Origin of the sequence: Nocardioides massiliensis, from assembly GCF_030811215.1 — a bacterium.
Lineage (GTDB): Bacteria > Actinomycetota > Actinomycetes > Propionibacteriales > Nocardioidaceae > Nocardioides_A > Nocardioides_A massiliensis.
Genome location: NZ_JAUSQM010000001.1, coordinates 2,035,266 through 2,055,879 on the forward strand (window position 1 = coordinate 2,035,266; position 20,614 = coordinate 2,055,879).

Consider the following 20,614-nt stretch of genomic DNA (forward strand, 5'->3'; position numbering starts at 1 on the left):
GCCCCGCACGAGGTGGTGTCGGGCTGGGGGAGGCGGGGAAGATGTGCCGGTTCAGGCACGGGTGACCGACCGGTCCCGCAGCGGCGACAACCGCTCCCACGCCTGCTCGGGCGTGCAGGGCGCGCACCCGTGCTCGACCGCGGCATCGACCACGAACGACTGCAAACGCATGAGGAGCAGCCCGCGCCGGACCAGCACCCACCACGGCTTGCGACGCTCGGCGAGGTCACGCCGCAGCCGACGCCAGAAGGTCACCAGTGGCTGCTGGCGCACGCAGACCGCGTCAGCGAGGATCCCGGCCTCGCGGCAGCGTTCCACCACGTGGTGGGCGAAGATCCCCTCCGCCACGACGTACGCCGACCCGTGGAGATCCAGCACATGGTGCCCGGTGCGGGCACTGGTGGACAGGTCGTAGACCGGGGTCTCCACCCGCCCCCGGCGACACACCTCGGTCAGCGCGCGGACGGCGCTGTCGCAGTCCCACGAGCCCGGGTGGTCCCAGTCGACGACGCGCTCGTGGCCGAGCTCCATCGTCGGCAGCGTCGGGTCGTCGCCGTCCTTGTAGAAGTCGTCGAGGCGCAGGACCGGGAATCCGAGGCGTCGCGCCAGTCGGCTCTTGCCCGCGCCCGAAGGGCCGGCGAGGACGATGACGCGAGCGTGCTCAGACACCGATCGGGTGCCAGACCGTCTTGATCTCGACGAAGTCGGTCATCGCGCTCAGCGACGGCTCGAGGGTCCAGTCGGGCTCTGCGGCGGGGGCGCGACGCACGCGCTTGAGGTTGTCGGCGGCCGCGACCTCGAGGTCGGTCGCCAGCGCCGTGTCACCCGCGATGCCGACGAGGTCGATGGCGTTGACGTCCATGTGGGAGGCCAGCCACGGCCCGATCGTGGCGGCCGAACCGGTGAGGATGTTGACCACGCCGCCGGGCACGTCGGAGGTCGCCAGCACCTCGGCGAAGGTCACGGCCGGCAGCGGGCGCTCATAGGACGACACCGCGACCACGGCGTTGCCGGTCACGATCACCGGCGCGACCACGCTGACGAGCCCGAGCAGCGAGGACTGCTGCGGCGCGAGCACGGCCACCACCCCGGTGGGCTCCGGCGTCGACAGGTTGAAGAACGGACCGGCGACCGGGTTGGCGTTGCCGACGACCTGGGTGAGCTTGTCGGCCCAGCCGGCGTACCAGACCAGGCGGTCGATCGCCGCGTCCACGACCCGCTCCGCCTTGGCGGCGGTGAGGCCCTCGGACTGGCGCACCGCCTGGACGAACTGCGGGCGGCGGTCCTCCATCACCTCGGCGATGCGGTAGACGATCTGCGCGCGGTTGTACGCCGTACGCCCGGACCAGCCACCGACCGCCTTGCGCGCGGCGACGACGGCGTCGCGGGCGTCCTTGCGCGAGGCGAGCGCGGCGTTGGCGACGAACTTCCCTCCCGCGTCGAGGACCTCGTAGGAGTGGCCCGACTCCGAGCGCGGGAACGCCCCGCCGATGTAGAGCTTGTTGGTCTTGCGGACGTCGATGCGTGCCATCAGCGGCCGCCCTCCCGATTGGTGTCCTCGTCGGTCGCCAGGTAGGCGGCGAGCCCGTGGCGTCCGCCCTCGCGGCCGTAGCCGGACTCCTGGTAGCCGCCGAACGGGCTGGTCGGGTCGAACTTGTTGAACGTGTTGGCCCACACCACCCCGGCCCGCAGCTGGTTGGCGATGGAGAGGATCCGCGAGCCCTTGTCGGTCCACACACCGGCGGAGAGTCCGTACGGCGTGTTGTTGGCCTTGGCGACCGCCTCGTCGGGCGTGCGGAAGGTCAGCACCGACAGCACGGGGCCGAAGATCTCCTCGCGCGCGATCCGATGCGCCAACGAGACGTCGGTGAAGATCGTCGGCGCGAACCAGAACCCGGTCTCCGGCAGGTCGCACGCCGGCGACCACCGTTGCGCACCCTCGGTCTCGCCGCTCTCGGAGAGTTCGGTGATCCGCGCGAGCTGCTCGGCGGAGTTGATCGCGCCGATGTCGGTGTTCTTGTCCAGCGGGTCGCCGACGCGCAGCGTGGAGACGCGACGCTTGAGCCGCGCCAGCACCTCGTCGGCGATGGACTCCTGCACCAGCAGGCGCGAGCCCGCGCAGCACACGTGACCCTGGTTGAAGAAGATCCCGTCGACGATGCCCTCGATCGCCTGGTCGATGGGGGCGTCGTCGAACACGATGTTGGCGGCCTTGCCGCCGAGCTCGAGCGTCACCTTCTTCTCGGTGCCCGCGACACTGCGCGCGATCGCCTTGCCGACCTCGGTCGAGCCGGTGAACGCGACCTTGTCGACGCCGGGGTGGCCGACGAGCGCCTGCCCGGTGGCCCCGGCGCCGGTGATGATGTTGACGACGCCGGGCGGCAGGTCGGCCTGCTGGCAGATCTCGGCGACCAGCAGCGCCGTCAGCGGCGTGGTCTCGGCCGGCTTGAGCACGACCGTGTTGCCCGCGGCCAACGCCGGCGCGATCTTCCAGGCCAGCATCAGCAGCGGGAAGTTCCACGGGATGACCTGCGCGGCGACGCCGAGCGGCCGGGGCGAGGTGCCGAGACCGGCGTAGTGCAGCTTGTCGGCCCAGCCGGCGTAGTAGAAGAAGAACGCCGCAACGGTGGGCACGTCGATGTCGCGGGTCTCACGGATCGGCTTGCCGTTGTCGAGCGACTCCAGCACCGCCAGCTCGCGTCCGCGCTCCTGGATGATCCGGGCGATGCGGTAGAGGTACTTGGCCCGCTCGCTGCCCGGCATCCGTGACCAGACCCGGGTGTAGGCGCGACGGGCGGCCTTCACCGCGGCTTCGACGTCGCGCTCGTCGGCCTCGGCGACCTCGGCGAGGGTCTCCTCGGTCGCGGGGTTGATCGTCTTGAACGCCTCGCCTCGGCCGTCCACGAACGCGCCGTCGATGAAGAGGCCGTACGACGGCAACAGGTCGACGATGCTGCGTGACTCGGGTGCGGGGGCGTAGTCGAACGTGTTGGTCGAGCTTGTCGAGACCATCAGTCCACCGTGACGTAGTCGGGGCCGGTGTAGCGGCCGGTGAGCATCTTCGTGCGCTGCATCAAGAGGTCGTTGAGCAGGCTGGAGGCACCGAAGCGGAACCACGCCGGGTCGAGCCAGGCGTCGCCGGCGATCTCGTTGACCATCACGAGGTACTTGATCGCGTCCTTGGTCGTGCGGATCCCGCCGGCGGGCTTCACGCCCACCATCTGGCCGGTCGCCTCGTGCCAGTCGCGCACGGCCTCCAGCATCACCAGCGTGACCGGGAGCGTCGCGGCCGGCTGCACCTTGCCGGTCGAGGTCTTGATGAAGTCGGCACCGGCGAGCATCGCCAGCCACGACGCGCGACGCACGTTGTCGTAGGTCTGCAGCTCACCGGTCTCGAAGATCACCTTGAGGTGGGCGCTGGTGCCGTCGGGCCGGGCACACGCCTCGCGTACGGCGACGATCTCCTCGAAGACCTGCAGGTAGCGCCCCGTGAGGAACGCGCCCCGGTCGATGACCATGTCGATCTCGTCGGCACCGGCCTCGACCGCGTCGGCGGTGTCGGCGAGCTTGATGTCGCGGGCGGCACGTCCCGACGGGAAGGCCGTGGCGACCGCGGCCACCTGCACGCCGGAGTCGCCCAGGGTCTCCTTGGCCACGCCGACGAGGTCGGGATAGACGCAGACCGCGGCCGTGGCGGGGCACGCCGGGTCGGTCGGGTCCGGACGCATCGCCTTGCTGGCCAGTGACCTCACCTTGCCCGGGGTGTCCTGACCCTCGAGCGTGGTGAGGTCGACCATGCGGATGGCGAGGTCGATGGCGAAGGCCTTCGCGGACGTCTTGATGGAGCGGGTGCCGAGCCGAGCTGCTCGGGCCTCCGCACCGACCTGGTCCACACCCGGCAGGCCGTGCAGGAAGCGCCGCAACGCCGCATCGGAGGACGTCGCGTCCGCGAGCTCCCCGGAGAGCCGTGAATTCACCGTTGCGGTCACCGATCCAGCATAGGTGTGGGGTCGGCGGCTGACGAAAACGCGCGTCAGAGCCCCGCGGCCTGCGCCAGATCGGTACGGATGGCGTCCAGCCGCTGCGCCGCGACGATGCGGGCCGCAGCGACGCCGTCCTCGGCCTCCTGCTCGACCGGCACCACGACCTCGAGGTAACACTTCAGCTTCGGCTCGGTCCCCGACGGGCGTACGACGACGCGTCCGCCCTCGGCCAGCCGGTAGCGCAGACCCTCGGTCGCCGGGAGCGTGGCGCTGCCCGCGCTGAGGTCGTCGACACCGGTCACGGCGAACCCGCCGAGCTGGGTGGGCGGAACGGCGCGAAGGCGCTGCATCGCGGTGTCGATCTCAGCGAGGTCGGTGACGCGCACCGAGAGCTGGTCGGTGGCGTGCAGGCCGTGGCGCCGGCCGAGGTCGTCGAGCAGGTCGTCGAGGGTGCGCCCCTCGGCCTTGGCGCGATCGGCCAGCTCGCAGGCCAGCAGCGCGGCCGAGATGCCGTCCTTGTCGCGGACCAGGTGCGGCGCGACGCAATAACCCAGCGCCTCCTCGTAGCCGAAGGCCAAGCCGGCGACCTTGCCGATCCACTTGAACCCCGTCAACGTCTCGGCGTACCCGACACCGGCAGCGGCGGCGATCACGCCCAGCAGCGACGACGACACGATCGACGTCGCGAGGATCCCGTCGGGGGGTACGTCGCCCCGGTCGAGCACGTGCTGGGCGAGCAACGCTCCGACCTCGTCGCCCCGTAGCATCCGCCAGGCGTCCCGGTCGCCCTCGGGGCCGGGGACGGCCAGGGCGCACCGGTCGGCGTCCGGGTCGTTGGCGATGACCAGGTCGGCGTCGACCGCCCGCGCCACCGCCAGCGCGGCATCGATGGCGCCGGGCTCCTCGGGGTTGGGGAAGGCGACGGTCGGGAAGTCCGGGTCGGGTGCGGCCTGGGACGCCACCACGTGCATGTCGCTGAAGCCGGCGAGCGTCAGCACCGTCGCCAGCGTCTCCCCGCCCACGCCGTGCAGGGGGGTGGTGACGACGCGCAGGCTGCGCTCGGTCGCGGGGGAGAGCGCCACCACCGCGTCGACGTACGCCGTGACGACGTCCTCGCCGAGGACCGTCCAGCCCTCGGCTTGCGGGATGTCCGGGTAGGCCCCGACCGCGGCGATCGCGGCCGCGATCTCCACGTCCGCCGGCGGCACGATCTGGCTGCCGTCGCCGAGGTAGACCTTGTAGCCGTTGTCCTGCGGCGGATTGTGCGACGCCGTGACCATCACGCCGGCGGCGGCGTCGAGATGGCGGATCGCGAACGCCAGCACCGGCGTGGGCAGCGGACCGGGCAGCAGCAGCGCGTCGCGTCCCGCACCCTCCACGATCGCCGCGGTGTCGAGCGCGAACTGCTCGGAGCCGTGGCGCGCGTCGTACCCGATCACGACCGGGCCCTCGAGTCCCTGCGCGTCGAGGTACGCCGCCAGCCCCGCGGCTGCGCGCCCCACGACGACCCGGTTCATCCGGTTCGGACCGCCCCCGAGCGCGCCGCGCAGCCCCGCCGTACCGAACTGCAGCGTGCCGGCGAACCGGGCTGCCAGGTCGGCCTCGGCGGCCGCGTCACCGTCGCGGGCGGCGGCGAGCAGGTCGCTCAGCTCGGCCCGGGTGGCCGGATCGGGGTCCTCACCGATCCAGGCGGTCACCCGCGCGTGCAGGTCGGCATCGTCGGTGGCGTGCTCGAGAGTGCTCACCGACGCACCGTAACCGGCGCGTCCCTACGCTGAGCAACGATGAGCCACCACTACCGCTTCAGCTCGACCTGGACGACGCCCCACCCGGTCGCGGAGGTCTACGACGTCCTGCACGACATCCGGGGGTACGTCGCGTGGTGGCCGCAGATCCGGTCGATCGAGGAGATCGACGACCGCAGTGGGTACGCGCGGTGCCGGTCGTTCCTGCCCTACTCGTTGCGGCTCCTGCTGCGCGCGACCGTCGAGGACCCGGACTCGGGCGTCCTCGAGGTCGACGTCGACGGCGACCTCGACGGTTGGTGCCGCTGGCGGATGGAGCCCGAGGGCACCGCGACCCGGCTGTGGTTCGAGCAGGAGGTCGAGGCCCGGGCGCCGTTGCTGCGCAGGACGGGGCGGTTGGGTCGGCCGGTGCTGGAGGCGAACCACGCCTGGATGATGCGCGGGTGCAGGAGGGGTCTGGAGCGCAGGCTCAGTCGCGGGCCGGCCGGTAGTACGCCTCGGTGACGAACGGACCGCCGACGTACGCCGCCTCCACCTCGTCGTCGTCCGACGCGGGCTGCGCCTGCAGCGCGTCGGCGAACTGCTCGGCGTCGTCCTCCGGCTCGTAGCCCAGCGCGCGGCCGGCCTCGAGGTCCCACCACGCGCGGGTGTTGTTGGAGATCCCGTAGGCGACGGCGAAGCCGGGGTCCGGCGTCGTGAGGGCGGCGTCGACCATGCGGACGGCGTCGTCGTGCGACAGCCAGGTCCCGAGCTGGCGGCGGGTCTCCGGCTGCAGCAGGAAGCTGCCGATGCGCAGCGCCACGGCGTCGATCTGGTGCCGGTCGGCGTACAACCGCAGCAGTGCTTCGGCCGCGACCTTCCCGACGCCGTAGAAGGTGTCGGGCCGCGGCAGGGTCCGGGTGTCGACGGCCTCGCTGGAGGGGGTACGCCCGACGGCGTGGTTGCTGCTGGCGTAGACCATCCGCGAGATGCCGTGACGGACCATCGCATCGAGCAGCGTGCCGGTGGTCAGCACGTGGGAGGCCAGCGCGTCGTCGAGGCTCGTCTCGTCGGGGATCCCGGCGAGGTGGACCACCGCCTCGACAGGGCCGGCCTGGGAGGCGTCGACCAGGGTCGCCTCCACGGCGTCGGGGTCGCCGCAGTCGGCGACGTACCACGGACATGTCGTGCCGTCGGGCGCCACGTGCAGGTCCATGCCGACGACCTCGTGACCGCGGTCGACCAAGCCGGGGACGAGGACGCGACCGATGCTGCCGGCGGCGCCGGTGACGAGGACCTTCATCTGCTGCTCCTGACCTAGAGCTGGGGGACGATCGCGCCGAGCAGGCCGCCCATGCGGGTGGCCGCAGCACGCCCGGCCTCGAGGACCTCCTCGTGGTTGAGCGGCTCGCCGGTGATGCCGGCGGCGAGGTTGGTGACCAGCGAGATGCCGAGCACCTCCATACCCGCAGCGCGGGCGGCGATCGCCTCCAGGGCGGTCGACATCCCCACCAGGTCACCCCCGATGGCGCGGACCATGCCGATCTCGGCCGGTGTCTCGTAGTGGGGGCCGGGGAACTGGACGTAGACGCCCTCCTCCAGCTCCGGGTCCGCTGTGCGACAGAGCTCGCGCAGGCGCTTGGAGTAGAGGTCCGTGAGGTCGACGAAGTTCGGGCCCTCGAGCGACGAGGTGGCGGTGAGGTTGATGTGGTCGGAGATGAGCACCGGCGTGCCAGGCGACCAATGCTCCTGGAGGCCGCCGGCGCCGTTGGTGAGCACCATCGTGGAGCATCCGGCAGCGGCGCTCGTGCGCACGCCGTGAACGATCGGTCGGACGCCGCGGCCCTCGTAGAAGTGGGTGCGTCCCAGGAAGACCAGCACCCGCTTGTCGCCGGCGCGCACCGAGCGGACGGTGCCGGCGTGCCCCTCGACGGCCGGGGCCGCGAACCCCGGCAGGTCGGTCACCGGGATCTCCGCGAGCGTCTCGCCGATGCCGTCGACCGCGGGCAGCCACCCCGACCCCATCACCAGGGCGGCGTCGTGCCGGTCTGCGCCGGTCAGCTCCGCGAGCTTCTCGGCGGCCGCCTGCGCAGCCTCGTCGGGGTTCGTCGCGGGGTCGGAGAGGTCGTAGGCCGTCACGGGCTCACCTTAGCCCGGATCCACCGATGGCCATGGCGCTGAGCGCCTGATCCGGTTCGTCTGGTCATGAGGAGCCGCGGGCATGTCGATGTGCCGGGCCTCGTTGTCCGGTGTCGTCCACTTGGTCCTCGGTTCGCGCAGCGGCGGGCTGCTGGGTGGTCAGGCTGCGAGGCTTGGCGGCGGGTCGTTGACTCGGTCGAACAGTGCTGTCCAGGCGCTCTCCCAGGGCCAGGCATGGGGCAGGTGCAGGGTGATCCGGCGTGCTGAGGTCGCGACCCTTGCCGGCACGATGATCAGCTTGCGACGGAGCGTGGCGGTGGTGGCCTTCGCCAACTCCCGATCGGTCAGGTTCGCGGCGGCTCGGGTGAGGTTGAACGCGATGACGGCGAGCACCAGCCAGGCGGCGTTCGCGGTGAACACCCCCGACGGCAGGTGTGCCAGCGCGGCGCCTTTGAGGTCAGCATGGACTTGTTCGATGACCGCGTGATGGCGGTGCATCTTGTCGGCGGCGACGGTGTCCAGCACGTCGGCGTCGGTGGTGGTGAAGAAGGCGTGGAAGCGCCAGGTGTCGAACAAGGTGTCCTGGCCGGCTGCCTTGTTCTTCTCGGCGTTGAAGTCCGGGATGCGACGGACTACGAGCCGGCCCGGGACGTGGTCGGACTTCTTCTGCGCAGCGAACGCGGTGAAGTCGATCTCGGCGACCTCGGCTCGCGAGATCCAGCGGCCACTCGGCTCGTCGAAGATGGCGTCGGTGTATTCGATGGTGGTCCACGCATCGTCGGCGATCGCTTCGATCGCCGCCTTGATGCGTTTGTCCATCCGCACCGTCACCGACACCGCTGCCCCACCAGCGATCGCGGCGTGGACTGGTCTGCGACCGTAGAACGCCGAGTCCATCCGCACCAGGATCGGCCGGTTCTTCCCGAGCAGCCGTCGGGCGGTTCGCACCGCGTCGCCGACCAGACGCTTCGCGCCGCGTGGTGACCCGGTCGAACCCTTGCGCAGACGCTGGGCCACGACCACCGGGGCCCCACCGGGGACGGTGAGGGTGGCAAGCAGCGCGTTGAGCCCACGGACCCCGGAATAGCCGAACCCTGCGCCCTGCTTGGCATAGCCATGGACCTCGATGATCGTGTCGTCGACATCGACCAACGCGTACCCGCGATCCACCTCGAGGTCGGTGTCGGTGTCGCTGGCTGCGGGGTCTGCCGATGCGCCGAGCAAACCGGTGAGGCCGCCCAGTGCGATCAGGAACCGCGAAGCGATCGCGTCGAGCTGGCGGACGTGCCCGAAGGTGAACGCCCGAAGGAACGAACCCAACGTCGAGGGCGCATACGCCCGGGTGAACAGCCGCCCCATTCCGCCGTGACGCAGCAGCGCCATGTCATCGATGCTGTCCGCGCCGGCGACCATCCCGCCGACCAGCGAGGTGACCTTCAACCCAGCGTTCGCGCCTTTGTCCGTCGGGACGCTCAGGTGCTCATCTGCCAGGTCACGCAGGCCGGCGGACTCGGCCAACGCGAGCGCCGGCACCAGGCCTGCGGCCGACACGAGATTCGGGTCATCGAAGACCGCCGACGTCGATCGAAGCGTGTGAGAGAGTTTCACCTCAGAGATGCCCTTGCTCTTGGTGTGAATCGTTGCCTGAAGAACTCCGATTCTCCCGCCCAGCAAGGGCATTCTCGTTCTACGCCACGCTCACCGCCCAAGTTCATCGGTGGATCCGGGCTTAGACGCGCTGGTGCACAGCAACTCGCCCGACGAAATGGTCGATCGGTGGCACTAGCTGCGTTCGTCGGCGCCGGGGAACGACCAATCGGTGGCCGGCCGCTGCTCGTCCCCAGGGGATGCGAGGCGTCCGCCGTCCCCATGTCGCGGTCGTCCGGGCCCCTGGGTGGACGACCTCGCCCACCCTGACGCCGATGGACATCTCGGCGAAGCGCACGCGTTCGAGGCGGTGGCACCTTGTGACCCCGGGTGCCTACGCCCGCATCGACGCCGGCCGGGTCGCTGTGCTCGCTGCGTGGCAGTCCAAGCTGCCGCCCGACGCGGCATTCACCCACCTCACCGCGGTCGAGCTGTGGGGGTGGTGGATGCCCGAACTGCCGCCCGGCGTGCCGGTATTCGCGCAGATGTCTCCGCGTCACCGGATCCGCCGCCGGGGTCTCCGCGTCATCCGGGTCGAGCCGTGCCGCGAGCATCGGACACGGTACGGGCTGCGGGTCGCTGCGCCGGAGGACGTCCTTCTTGCGTGCGCGCGCGATTTCGGCGTGCTCGACCTTGCCGTCGTGGTCGACGGGGCTCTGCACGCCGGGGTGCCGCGGGCGCGGATCGAGGCGGCGGCGAACGAGCGACGTGCGGGCGCTCCGGCGCTGCGTGCCGCTCTCTCGGGTGCCGATGCTCGGTCGGAATCGGCCTGGGAGACCCTGCTCCGGATTCAGCACGAGACCTTCGGCGTACCCGTCGTGCCGCAACACCGGGTCGTGAACGACGGCGTCTTCATCGCGCGTGGAGATCTGTGGATCCCGCGAACCCGGACCCTGCAGGAGTACGACGGTGCGGTCCACCGCGATCGAGGTCAGCACCATGCGGACCTGGATCGAGATCGACGCCTCAGCGCGATCGGGTGGACGCGCAACGGGTTCACGAAGCGGGACCTCACGCGCCGTCCCGCGGTGGACGCCGTATGGAATCCGTCCTCGGGCTCCGAGAATGGTCGATCCGCGCCGCTGACCGCGACCTGAGGAGGCGGGAACCGACCATTCTTCGCCTATCCCCGCCCACCCGGATTGGCCTTCGCGCGCCGAGCCGGGAGAATGGCTCCCGTGACTCATGTGGTGATCCTCGGTGGCGGTCCTGGTGGCTACGAGTCGGCGCTGGTCGCCGCGCAGCTGGGCGCCGAGGTGACCGTGGTCGACTCCGACGGCATCGGTGGGTCCGCCGTGGTGACCGACTGCGTGCCGAGCAAGACCCTGATCGCCACCGCCGAGCTGATGACCGAGGTCGAGGGCGCCTCCGAGCTCGGGGTGAAGTTCGGCTCGGTCGGGGGCGGCAACGCCGAGCGCTGGGTGGAGGTCGACCTCGCCGAGGTCAACGCGCGGGTCAAGACGCTGGCGATCGCGCAGTCCGCCGACATCTCCCGTCGTCTCGAGCGTGACGGGGTGCGCGTGGTCGAGGGCCGCGGCCGGCTGGACGGACCCGAGCGGGTCGTCGCCGAGCTGCACGCGGGCGGACAGGAGACCCTGGACGCCGACGCCATCCTCATCGCCACCGGCGCCCGCCCGCGCACGCTGCCGACCGCGGTGCCCGACGGCGAGCGGATCCTCACCTGGGAGCAGGTCTACGACCTGCAGGAGGTACCGAGTCGGCTGATCGTGGTCGGCTCCGGTGTCACCGGTGCGGAGTTCGCCAGCGCCTACATGGCGCTCGGCATCGACGTGGTCCTGGTCTCCAGCCGCGACCGCGTGCTGCCGAGCGAGGACGCCGACGCGGCCGAGGTCCTCGAGCAGGTGCTGGTGCGTCGCGGCATGACCGTGCTGTCGAAGTCGCGCATGGAGTCGGTGGCCCGCAACGGCGACGAGGTCGTCGTCAAGCTCACCGACGGTCGGGAGATCGTCGGGTCCCACTGCCTGCTCGCGCTGGGCTCCGTGCCCAACACCGCCGACCTGGGCCTGGAGGACGCCGGCGTCTACACCGACGACGGCGGCTTCGTGAAGGTCGACCGGGTCTCCCGGACGACCGCGCGGGGCGTCTACGCCGCCGGTGACTGCACCGGCGTGCTCATGCTCGCTTCGGTCGCCGCGATGCAGGGCCGGATCGCGATGTGGCACTTCCTCGGTGACGCCGTCGCGCCGCTGGACCTGAAGAAGGTCGCCTCCAACGTCTTCACCGCGCCCGAGATCGCGACCGTCGGGTGGAGCCAGGTGGCGGTCGAGGCCGGCGAGATCGGGGCGGAGATCGTCATGCTCCCGCTGTCGGGCAACGCCCGCGCCAAGATGCAGGGCACGCGCGACGGGTTCGTGAAGCTTTTGTGCCGGCCCGGCACGGGCATCGTCGTCGGCGGCGTGGTCGTCGGGCCGCGCGCCAGTGAGCTCATCCACCCGGTGTCGATCGCGGTGGCGGAGTCGTTGACGGCCGACCAGCTCGCGCAGGCGTTCACCGTCTATCCGTCGATGAGCGGCTCCATCGCCGAGGCCGCACGCCGGCTACACCGCGTCGCGGACTGACGCCGGAGCGGACTTCCTACGGGTACGTCGCGAAGACCTGCGTGTAGTACGGCACCCCGTTGCCGTCGACGGCGTACCCGATCCCGATGTGGGTGTAGGCGCCGAGCAGGTTCCGACGGTGGCCGGGGCTGGCGAACCACGCGGCGGTGACCTGGTGGGGTGGGTAGCCGTAGGCGACGTTCTCGCCGGCGACGGTCCACCCGACAGGGATCTGCTGGGCGAACTCGGGGTTGTGCGTGATCGCTCCGGCCGAGGCCATCACCTTGCTCCAGGCGGTCGCGACCCGGTGCATCGCCGGGAGCGGCGCCAAGGTCGCCAGCCCGCTGGCGGCGCGGTAGGTGTTGGTGTGCTCGAGCACCAGGGCGCGGACGTTCGCCTGCACCGCGTCGACCTTCGGCCGTCCGCGCACCACGACGACGCGTGACGCGGCGACCCTCCCGCGCGCCGTCACCACGGCGATGCGGAACTTCCTCGTCTTCGCCGGCCGCGCCAGACGCACGGCGTACCGGCGCTTCGGGGTCAGCTGCGCCGTGCGGACCGTGCGCCAGGCACCCTTCGCCCCCGTGCGGGGCGTCTGGACCCGGAGCGTCGCGGCCGGGACCGCGACCCGGACCCGACCGCGGAGCACCACCCGTTCGCCGTCGGAGGTCTGCACCGAGGCGACCTGCACCGTGACCGCGGGGGCCTTGGCGACGCTCGGGGGAGCGGTGAGACCCACGAGAAGCGCCGGAGCGACCAGCAGGCACACCCCGGCGCGTCGCATGAGCGGAGGCTAGGGCGTCTCAGGTGCGGAGCACAACGACCAGATCGCCGCCCTCGACCTGCTGGGTGCCGGTGAAGGCGAGCCGCTCGACGGTGCCGGCGACGGGTGCGGTGATGGAGGCCTCCATCTTCATCGCCTCGATCGTTGCGATGGTCGCACCTGCCTCGACCGTGTCGCCCTCCTCGACCGCCAGGGTGACGACGCCGTCGAACGGCGCAGCCACGTGCCCGGGCACCGACGTGTCGGCCTTCTCCTGCGCCGCCACGTCGCTCGAGATCGACCGGTCGCGTACGGCGATGGGGCGCAGCTGTCCGTTGATCGTGCACATGACCGTGCGGAAGCCCCGCTCGTCGGGCTCGCTGACGGCCTGCAGGCCGAGCAGCAGGGTCTTGCCCTCCTCGAGTCGCACCTCGTGCTCCTCGCCCGGGCGCAGGCCGTAGAGGTACTCGATCGTCGGGAGCACCGCGACGTCGCCGTACTTCTCGCGGGCCTCGAGGAAGTCCTTGGTCGGGCCGGGGAAGAGCAGCTCGTTGAGGGTCGAGCGGGGGTTGCGCCCCAGGCCCTCGGCCTGCTCGGCGGTCAGCTCGGTCTCGGACCTGCGCACCTTGCGCCCCTCGAGCGCCTTGGTCCGGAACGGCTCCGGCCAGCCACCGGGCGGGTCGCCGAGCTCGCCGGAGAGGAAGCCGATCACCGAGTCGGGTACGTCGTAGTTCTGCGGGTTCTGCTCGAAGTCGTCGGGGTCGGCGCCGACCGCGACCAGGTGCAGCGCGAGGTCGCCGACGACCTTCGACGATGGCGTCACCTTCACGACGTTGCCGAGGATCCGGTTGGCCGCGGCGTACATGTCCTCGATCTGCTCGAACTTCTCGCCCAATCCCAGCGCGATCGCCTGCTGGCGCAGGTTGGAGAGCTGCCCCCCGGGGATCTCGTGGGTGTAGACCCGCCCGGTCGGGGCCGGCAGGCCGGACTCGAACGGGGCGTAGACGCGGCGGGTGGCCTCCCAGTAGGGCTCCAGCGCGTTGACGGCGTCGAGGGACAGGCCGGTCGCGCGCTCGGTGAAGTCCGTGCTCGCCACGAGCGCCGACAGCGCCGGCTGGCTCGTGGTGCCGGCGACCGCGGCACACGCGGCGTCGACCGCGTCGACGCCGGCGTCGATGGCCGCTGCCAGCGTCGCGAGCTGGCCGCCCGGGGTGTCGTGGGTGTGCAGGTGCACCGGCAGGTCGAAGCGCTCGCGGAGCGCGGTGACCAGCGTGCGCGCCGCCGGAGCGCGCAGCAGCCCGGCCATGTCCTTGATGGCCAGGACGTGCGCCCCGGCGTCGACGATCCGCTCGGCGAGGTCGAGGTAGTAGTCGAGCGTGTAGAGCTTCTCGTCGGGGTTCGAGAGGTCGCCGGTGTAGCACAGCGCGACCTCGGCCACCGACTGCCCGGTCGCCCGCACGGCCTCGATCGCCGGCCGCATCTGCTCGACGTCGTTGAGGGCGTCGAAGATCCGGAAGACGTCGATGCCGGTCTCGGTGGCCTCGCGGACGAAGGCCTCGGTGACGGCGGTGGGGTACGGCGTGTAGCCGACGGTGTTGCGTCCGCGCAGCAGCATCTGCAGGCAGACGTTCGGCACCGCCTGGCGCAGCTGCGCGAGCCGCTCCCACGGGTCCTCGGCCAGGAAGCGCAGCGCCACGTCGTACGTCGCCCCGCCCCATGCCTCGAGGCTCCACAGCTGCGGGGTCGTGCGGGCGACGTGGCCCGCGACCTGCAGCAGGTCGCGCGTGCGCACGCGGGTGGCGAGCAGCGACTGGTGGGCGTCGCGGAAGGTGGTGTCGGTGACCGCGACGGCGGTCTGCTCGCGCAGCCGGCGAGCGAACTCCTCGGGCCCGACCGACAGCAGCAGCTGGCGGGTGCCGTCGGGCGCCGGGACGTCGAGGTCGACGGCGGGCAGCTTGTCGGCCGGATCGATCGTCACCGGCGCAGCACCATGGGGCTGGTTGACCGTGACGTCGGCCAGGTAGTTGAGCAGGCGGGTGCCGCGGTCGCCGGGGGCGCGGGCGGCGAGCAGGTGCGGGTGCTCCTCGATGAACGACGTGGTCACCCGGCCGGCCTGGAAGTCCGGGTCGGCGAGGAGGGCCTGCAGGAACGCGATGTTGGTCGCGACGCCGCGGATCCGGAACTCCGCGATCGCCCGGCGCGCTCGCTCGACGGCCTTCTCGTGGGTGCGACCCCGGCACGTGAGCTTGGAGAGCATCGAGTCGAAGTGGGCGCTGACCTCCGCCCCGGTGTAGGTCGTGCCGCCGTCGATGCGCACGCCGGCGCCACCGGGGGAGCGGTACGTCGTGATCTTGCCGGTGTCGGGACGGAACCCGTTGGCCGGGTCCTCGGTGGTGATGCGGCACTGTAGGGCCGCGCCGCGCAGGACGACCGTGTCCTGCGACAGACCCAGGTCGTCCAGGGTCGCGCCGGAGGCGATGCGCAGCTGCGACTGCACGAGGTCGACGTCGGTGACCTCCTCGGTCACGGTGTGCTCGACCTGGATGCGGGGGTTCATCTCGATGAACACGTACGGTCGGGGGGCTCCGCCCCCCGACTGCCCCCCGAGATCGCGACCTTCGGCCGCCGCGGACTCGTCGAGCAGGAACTCCACCGTGCCGGCGTTGCGGTAGCCGATCGACTCAGCGAACCGCACCGCGTCGGCGCACATGCGCTCGCGCAGCTCGGGGTCGAGGTTGGGGGCCGGGGCGATCTCGACGACCTTCTGGTGGCGCCGCTGCACCGAGCAGTCACGCTCGAAGAGGTGGATGACGTTGCCCTCGCCGTCGGCGAGGATCTGCACCTCGATGTGGCGCGGGTTGACCACAGCCTGCTCGATGAAGACGGTGGCGTCGCCGAACGCGCCCTCCGCCTCGCGCATGCAGGTCTCGACCGCCTCGCGCAGCTTCGCCCCGTCCGGCCCAGCGTCGTCGACTCTTCTCATCCCGCGACCGCCACCACCGGCGACGGCCTTGACGAACAGCGGGTACGGCATGTCGGCGGCAGCCTCGACCAGCGCGTCGACGTCGGTGCTCGGCTCGACGCTGGCCAGCACCGGGACGCCCGCGGCCTTCGCCGCGGCGATGGCGCGGGCCTTGTTGCCGGTGAGCTCCAGCACCTCGGAGGTCGGGCCGACGAACGTGATGCCGGCGTTGGCGCACGCCTCGGCGAGGTTCGGGTTCTCGCTGAGGAAGCCATAGCCCGGGTAGACGGCGTCGGCACCGGCCCGCACGGCCGTCGCGACGATCGCCTCCGGGTCGAGGTAGGCCCGCACCGGGTGGCCGCGCTCACCGATCTCGTAGGCCTCGTCGGCCTTCAACCGATGCTCGGACCACCGGTCCTCGTGCGGGAAGACCGCCACGGTCTTCGCCCCGACCTCGTAGGCCGCCCGGAAAGCTCGGATCGCGATCTCACCGCGGTTGGCCACCAACACCTTGGAGAACATGGGGCGAGGTTAGTGGGGGCTCACGTCGCGGTCATCAGGGAGTCACAGTGTGGGCCGGTGGCGGGCGTAGCCGCGCCCGGAGCTTGTCCCGGGTCCGGCGCAGCTTCTTGCGCTGACGGGAGAGCTCCTCGATGCGCGCCGCCTGCTCCTGGCCGGTCTCCCGGGCGTCGGCAAGGGCCACGAGCAGCTCGGCGATCACCTCGGCTCCCGTCTGCGCGGTCGCCGCCGTCGGCACCTCGTCGGGATGGCACGCGGACGCGTACGGCGCTGGCCGCAGCTCGTCGAGATCGCCGTGCACCTGCCAGCCCGCCGCCCGGATCTGCGGGATCCACCGGTCGGCGATCGTCACGGCGAGGCCGTGTCCGGCGCGTGGCAGCACCGGCCGCGGCGAGGCCCGGCGCGCGAGGACGTCACGCGCCAGTGCGCCCTTCACCGCGCGACCGTAGCGCGGCTGCGGGAGGCGGTCGCCGAGCGCGACGTTGACCTCGCGCAGCAGGGCGATCTCGACTGCACCCAGGCCGGCGTTGAGCTCGGGCTCGGTCGGGATGAGGTCGGTGACGGGGAGCCTGGTGGCTTCCGCGTAGCGCTGCCACAGCACCGTCGGGTCGGTGCCGGCCGGCGGGCACACCACCAGGTGGACCTGCGACGGGCGGAGGTCCGCACCCCATCGGCGTACGACGTCGAGCACGTCCTGCGCCGCCCAGAACCGAGCACCGTGGTCGTCGGCCCGCACCGCGGGCCCCACCCGCTCCCAGAAGGCAGCGAAGGTGCGGGTGTCCCCGCCCTTGATGTTCTCCTGCCACTCCGCGACCAGCTGGCGGGCGAGGTCGCGGACGGTGAGCACCAGCTCGACCCGGTGGTTCGGGGCGTGCCGGGTGAGCACCTCACGTGCACGCGCAGCCTGCTCGGTCGTGGCCGCCGCGAGGATCTCGTGGCTGAGGATGGTGGTGCCCTCGTGCTCACAGGCGCGACGGCACACGCGCTCCCACATCCCGTCCACCTCGGCCGCCGCCCGCCCCCACTGGTGGCGGTTGCCGCGGACGTCGAGTGCGGCTCGGAACATCACCTCGTGGGAGTCCTTGGGGAGGTAGACGCCCCGCTCGCCGAGCTCCTTGCGGTGCTCGCGCAGGCCGGACTGGAGGTAGCTCGTCCCGCTCTTGGGCACTCCCACATGGAGGATGACGCGACGCTCGGAAGTCGACACGCCCCGACGGTGCCGGGTGTCGGGGATCCGCGCGTCAACCGGGGGCGACCGCCGGTCGAACGGCGCGTGAACAGCTCAGCGGCGGTGCAGCCGGTCGATCAGATCGGGCTGGAGCGTCCCGTAGCCCGTCGAGGCCCACGGTTCGGCGTCGGCCTCGAAGTAGTGGACCGGCCGTCCTCGGCGCTCGACGTCCAGGACTTCGGGGGTCTTCCCGGCCTTCAGCGCGGCGCGGCAGGCCTGGCACACGGGTACGTCGACCCGACGCCCACCGGACTCGACCACTGCGCGCGACACGCGACCGGTGTGTAGCGGGTGGAGGTAGCAACGAGGACCCGGCACGAATGCCTTCCCGGCGAGCGCCGCCGCGAGCGCCTCCTCGCCGCGCTCGGCCAGCACGATCGCTCCAACGACGTCGAGCACGTCGTTCGACGAGCCCCGCAGCACGCGCTGCGCGCCCTCGTAGTGGTCCAGGGCCTGCTGCCAGGCAGCGGCGTCGTGCGCCACCGGGTCGATCTCGGCCGCGTCGATGGCCTCGCCGAGCGCGAGGGCCGACTCCTCCGCCCGCCGCTCGAGGGTGCTGTCGCGGGCTGCCCGCGCGGTCGCCACCACCGACGCAGGCAGGTGCAGGACCTGCTTGCGTCGTGCCCGGCGACGCCACCAGACCCCGACGGCGACCAGCGCGAGCGCGGCCCCGATGCCGGCACCGACCAGACCGTCGCTGACCCCCTCGTCGTCGTACGGCGAGGAGGTGGAGGAGTGGGTGCCGAAGGTCGGCACGACCTCGGCCTCGTAGGCCTCCCGCGCGGTGCCGTCGGCCATCAACGTGGCCAGCTCGACGAAGTAGGCGCCGAGGTCGTCGACGAGGCCGTCCTCCTCGTGGCGCACGTCCGCCACCGCGATCGCCTCGCGGGCGTCGTCCTCGGTGCTCCAGCCGCGCGCGTCGACGATGAACCGCTCGGGACCGCCGAAGAACTGCGGGGAGAGGTACAGCCCGTCGATCCCCGAGCGATCGTGGAGCTGGGTGAGCAGCTCGGCGGGGTCGCCCCCGAAGGCGTCGCTGTCGCGCAGGTCGTGGAGGACGAGGAAGGTCGGCCGGTCCAGCGTGCTGAGCTGCGTCGAGATCGTGGCGACATCGGCGTCATCGACGGCCGAGCGCAGCGCGGGCGCGACCCAGACGCCGGTCTCGTCGAGCGCCTGCTGGATCTGGGCGAGCAGGTCCTCGTTGCTCATCGCCACCCCCCTCCCATGCGGAATCGGCGCCCGAGGGCCAGTCTCCCCAGGCCGATCGCCAGCAGCACCACGGGGATGGCCAGCACGCCGAACAGCACGCCCGCGGCGACCGCGCCACCGACGCCGCCGTAGTAGTGGTACGGGTCGTGCTCCACCTGGGTCCGGGTCGCCTCCGGCAACGCCGTGATCAGCTCCTCCAGGCGCAACGGCAGGTCACCCTGTGCCTCCGGCAGCTCGTACTCCATGACCGTGCAACAGCTCAGCGACGAGCCCAGGGCGAGGTCGCCGGGGCCGCCGAGCAGGACGTAGACCGCCTCCTGCTCGGCGAGCCGGGTGATCTGGGTGACGGCGCGCAGGCTGTTGCGGTAGCCCGCCTCGCGGGTGCCGTACCACGCGGCGATGCGCACCGGCACCGCCGAGTCCGCCGCCAGCTGCTCGAGGCGCTGCTCGTCCTCCGCGCTGATCCAGCGACGCGCGTCCTGCGCGACATGGACGGGATCGCCGGCGTCGAAGTCGGCGACGGCGGCGGCGACCCGGTCGGTCGGCTCGGGCAGCACGGGGGTGCGGGCCTCCTCCGCGACGCCCCACAGGTGCCAGGTCGCCACCCCGGCCAGGGCGGCCAGACACAGCACGACCACCGCGCTCCGCAGGCGGCTCATCGCCGTACCCCCTCGAGGACACGGGCCGCGACCTGGTCGTCGAGGGCACCGAAGCCCGTGCGCGCCCACACCGAGTCACCCTCGTAGTAGGGCCGTACGCGGCCGCGCTCGACGATCTTCAGGGTCTCGGGCGCACGGCCGGCGTCGACCTGCTCCTGGCAGTGCCGGCAGGCGGGGACCCGCGTCTCCTTGACCCGGACCGTCTGTCCGCCCGCGCCGTGGCGGGGGTCGAAGAAGCACGGACGGTACGGCGCGGAGCCGCCCGCGAGGAGCGCACGGCCCTGACCGGCGAGCGCCTCGGCACCGATCACGTCCAGGTGGTCGGTCGAGTCGAGCACGTGACGTGCCGCGCGGAGGTGGTCCTCCGCGCGGGCGGTGCGCGCCAGGTCCGCGCCGCGGCGCAGCGCGCGCTGCAGGTCCCGCTCCAGCCGCGTGATCGCCGTCTGTGCCAAGCGGCGGTGCTTCGCGACGTCGCCGGCCAGGCCCTGGCGACGCCGGGCGAGTCCCGCACGCCAGGCCGCCACAGCGCGGGCGACGCGCCACCCGACGACCAGCACCACGATGGTCGCTGCGATCCCGGCGACGACGTCGGTGAGCGGCTCGCTGCGGGCGTCGTCGAGCTCGAAGTTGAGCGGCTCGGACTGGAGGTTGGCGAACCACGGCCCCTCGGCCAGCTCGTCGAACAACGCGTCGACGTCATAGGGACCCTCCGGGTCCGCGGCGAGATGCAGCTCGAGGGCCACCTGGCCGGCCGCGGAGAGGTGGACCGCGTCGCGCACCTGCTCGCCGAGGTCGCCGACGAGGTCGTTACCGTGCTCACGGACCCGGTCCCAGATCTCGTGCTCCACCTCGAAGGTCATGGGGGGCAGCGCTGAGGCCGCCGTGCCGCCGAGGTCCACGTCGTACGCCACGGCCGCGCCGATGCCCTCCTCGAGCTGGCCGACGTACAGACCGGGCTCCTCGAGGCGCGCGTGCACCTTGCGCAGCAGGTCCTCGGCCGGCCGGTTCTCGGCGAGCTCGTCCGGAGGTCGGCGGACCAGCACCACGTAGACCGGGAAGTCGAGCTCCTCGGCCAGATCGGTCAGGGCCGCGTGCACCTCGGCGGTCCGGCCGTTGCCCAGTGCGGTGTGGACCAGCACGGGATCGTCGCGCAGGGCGTCGGCGATCTCCTCGATCGTCGACGCCCCGTCGCCAGTGCCCATCTCTGGAGTGCCCGACTCTGG

The 20,614-nt window shown here is 71.9% G+C and carries 17 protein-coding genes; 3 read left to right on the forward strand and 14 right to left on the reverse strand.

Translation table 11 applies throughout. From position 1 onward, the window contains the following. Nucleotides 1–51: 51 nt before the first annotated feature. From J2S59_RS10090 to J2S59_RS10110, 5 genes are read right to left on the reverse strand one after another with little or no spacing between them, the layout of a single operon-like run. Nucleotides 52–669 carry a uridine kinase family protein gene (locus J2S59_RS10090; protein ID WP_068116884.1) on the reverse strand — a complete coding sequence of 206 codons (618 nt, stop codon included), beginning with the start codon at nt 667–669 and terminating at the stop codon, nt 52–54. Next, nucleotides 662–1,531, reverse strand: a complete 870-nt coding sequence (locus J2S59_RS10095) for an aldehyde dehydrogenase family protein (RefSeq protein ID WP_068116886.1) — start codon at nt 1,529–1,531, stop codon at nt 662–664. The genes J2S59_RS10090 and J2S59_RS10095 overlap by 8 nt, the downstream gene beginning before the upstream one ends. Next, nucleotides 1,531–3,012, reverse strand: coding sequence for an aldehyde dehydrogenase family protein (locus J2S59_RS10100; protein ID WP_068116888.1), 1,482 nt, complete (start codon nt 3,010–3,012; stop codon nt 1,531–1,533). Before J2S59_RS10100 ends, J2S59_RS10095 begins: the two co-directional genes overlap by 1 nt. Next, nucleotides 3,012–3,989 carry a deoxyribose-phosphate aldolase gene (deoC, locus tag J2S59_RS10105; protein WP_068116890.1) on the reverse strand — a complete coding sequence of 326 codons (978 nt, stop codon included), beginning with the start codon at nt 3,987–3,989 and terminating at the stop codon, nt 3,012–3,014. Before deoC ends, J2S59_RS10100 begins: the two co-directional genes overlap by 1 nt. Before the next feature lie 44 nt (nt 3,990–4,033). Further along, nucleotides 4,034–5,728 carry a phospho-sugar mutase gene (locus tag J2S59_RS10110; RefSeq protein WP_306825072.1) on the reverse strand — a complete coding sequence of 565 codons (1,695 nt, stop codon included), beginning with the start codon at nt 5,726–5,728 and terminating at the stop codon, nt 4,034–4,036. Nucleotides 5,729–5,767: 39 nt separating this feature from the next. Here J2S59_RS10110 and J2S59_RS10115 point away from each other — a divergent pair, with 39 nt between their 5' ends. Then, nucleotides 5,768–6,232, forward strand: a complete 465-nt coding sequence (locus J2S59_RS10115; protein WP_068121482.1) for an SRPBCC family protein — start codon at nt 5,768–5,770, stop codon at nt 6,230–6,232. On the opposite strand, the gene J2S59_RS10120 is transcribed toward J2S59_RS10115, so the two are convergent. The 3 genes from J2S59_RS10120 to J2S59_RS10130 all read right to left on the reverse strand — a co-directional run bounded on the left by J2S59_RS10120 (nt 6,198) and on the right by J2S59_RS10130 (nt 9,454). Further along, nucleotides 6,198–7,010 (reverse strand): NAD-dependent epimerase/dehydratase family protein, encoded by an 813-nt coding sequence (locus J2S59_RS10120; protein ID WP_068121487.1) that lies wholly within the window; start codon nt 7,008–7,010, stop codon nt 6,198–6,200. The genes J2S59_RS10115 and J2S59_RS10120 overlap by 35 nt on opposite strands. Nucleotides 7,011–7,024: 14 nt before the next feature. Then, complete coding sequence (locus J2S59_RS10125; RefSeq protein ID WP_068121491.1) at nt 7,025–7,846, reverse strand: purine-nucleoside phosphorylase; 822 nt, start codon at nt 7,844–7,846, stop codon at nt 7,025–7,027. Nucleotides 7,847–8,005: 159 nt separating this feature from the next. Beyond that, nucleotides 8,006–9,454 carry an IS1380 family transposase gene (locus tag J2S59_RS10130; protein WP_306825458.1) on the reverse strand — a complete coding sequence of 483 codons (1,449 nt, stop codon included), beginning with the start codon at nt 9,452–9,454 and terminating at the stop codon, nt 8,006–8,008. Nucleotides 9,455–9,768: 314 nt separating this feature from the next. Here J2S59_RS10130 and J2S59_RS10135 point away from each other — a divergent pair, with 314 nt between their 5' ends. Together J2S59_RS10135 and J2S59_RS10140 are read left to right on the forward strand one after the other, a co-directional pair. Further along, nucleotides 9,769–10,590 (forward strand): putative endonuclease domain-containing protein, encoded by an 822-nt coding sequence (locus J2S59_RS10135; protein ID WP_068125155.1) that lies wholly within the window; start codon nt 9,769–9,771, stop codon nt 10,588–10,590. Nucleotides 10,591–10,671: 81 nt separating this feature from the next. Next, nucleotides 10,672–12,072: an NAD(P)H-quinone dehydrogenase gene (locus J2S59_RS10140; RefSeq protein ID WP_220138650.1), complete on the forward strand. Its 1,401-nt coding sequence runs from the start codon at nt 10,672–10,674 to the stop codon at nt 12,070–12,072. A gap of 16 nt (nt 12,073–12,088) precedes the next feature. On the opposite strand, the gene J2S59_RS10145 is transcribed toward J2S59_RS10140, so the two are convergent. The 6 genes from J2S59_RS10145 to J2S59_RS10170 form a co-directional block, all read right to left on the reverse strand. After that, nucleotides 12,089–12,835 (reverse strand): CAP domain-containing protein, encoded by a 747-nt coding sequence (locus J2S59_RS10145; RefSeq protein WP_068125152.1) that lies wholly within the window; start codon nt 12,833–12,835, stop codon nt 12,089–12,091. Between the two features lie 19 nt (nt 12,836–12,854). Continuing rightward, nucleotides 12,855–16,298, reverse strand: a complete 3,444-nt coding sequence (locus J2S59_RS10150; RefSeq protein WP_306825073.1) for a pyruvate carboxylase — start codon at nt 16,296–16,298, stop codon at nt 12,855–12,857. Between the two features lie 34 nt (nt 16,299–16,332). Beyond that, on the reverse strand, nt 16,333–17,502 hold the full coding sequence (locus tag J2S59_RS10155; protein WP_181642669.1) for a hypothetical protein: 1,170 nt from the start codon (nt 17,500–17,502) through the stop codon (nt 16,333–16,335). Nucleotides 17,503–17,577: 75 nt separating this feature from the next. Beyond that, nucleotides 17,578–18,732, reverse strand: a complete 1,155-nt coding sequence (locus J2S59_RS10160; protein WP_306825074.1) for a hypothetical protein — start codon at nt 18,730–18,732, stop codon at nt 17,578–17,580. Beyond that, nucleotides 18,729–19,391, reverse strand: coding sequence for a hypothetical protein (locus J2S59_RS10165; RefSeq protein WP_181642549.1), 663 nt, complete (start codon nt 19,389–19,391; stop codon nt 18,729–18,731). Before J2S59_RS10165 ends, J2S59_RS10160 begins: the two co-directional genes overlap by 4 nt. Next, nucleotides 19,388–20,593: a hypothetical protein gene (locus J2S59_RS10170; RefSeq protein ID WP_306825075.1), complete on the reverse strand. Its 1,206-nt coding sequence runs from the start codon at nt 20,591–20,593 to the stop codon at nt 19,388–19,390. The genes J2S59_RS10165 and J2S59_RS10170 overlap by 4 nt, the downstream gene beginning before the upstream one ends. Nucleotides 20,594–20,614 lie beyond the last annotated feature (21 nt).

Coding starts and splice junctions, on each gene's coding strand:
- J2S59_RS10100 (WP_068116888.1), bottom strand. CDS start 3,012: ATGGTCTCGACAAGCTCGACCAACACGTTCGACTACGCCCCCGCACCC.
- J2S59_RS10095 (WP_068116886.1), bottom strand. CDS start 1,531: ATGGCACGCATCGACGTCCGCAAGACCAACAAGCTCTACATCGGCGGG.
- J2S59_RS10150 (WP_306825073.1), bottom strand. CDS start 16,298: ATGTTCTCCAAGGTGTTGGTGGCCAACCGCGGTGAGATCGCGATCCGA.
- J2S59_RS10120 (WP_068121487.1), bottom strand. CDS start 7,010: ATGAAGGTCCTCGTCACCGGCGCCGCCGGCAGCATCGGTCGCGTCCTC.
- J2S59_RS10145 (WP_068125152.1), bottom strand. CDS start 12,835: ATGCGACGCGCCGGGGTGTGCCTGCTGGTCGCTCCGGCGCTTCTCGTG.
- J2S59_RS10160 (WP_306825074.1), bottom strand. CDS start 18,732: ATGAGCAACGAGGACCTGCTCGCCCAGATCCAGCAGGCGCTCGACGAG.
- J2S59_RS10115 (WP_068121482.1), top strand. CDS start 5,768: ATGAGCCACCACTACCGCTTCAGCTCGACCTGGACGACGCCCCACCCG.
- J2S59_RS10170 (WP_306825075.1), bottom strand. CDS start 20,593: ATGGGCACTGGCGACGGGGCGTCGACGATCGAGGAGATCGCCGACGCC.
- J2S59_RS10165 (WP_181642549.1), bottom strand. CDS start 19,391: ATGAGCCGCCTGCGGAGCGCGGTGGTCGTGCTGTGTCTGGCCGCCCTG.
- J2S59_RS10135 (WP_068125155.1), top strand. CDS start 9,769: ATGGACATCTCGGCGAAGCGCACGCGTTCGAGGCGGTGGCACCTTGTG.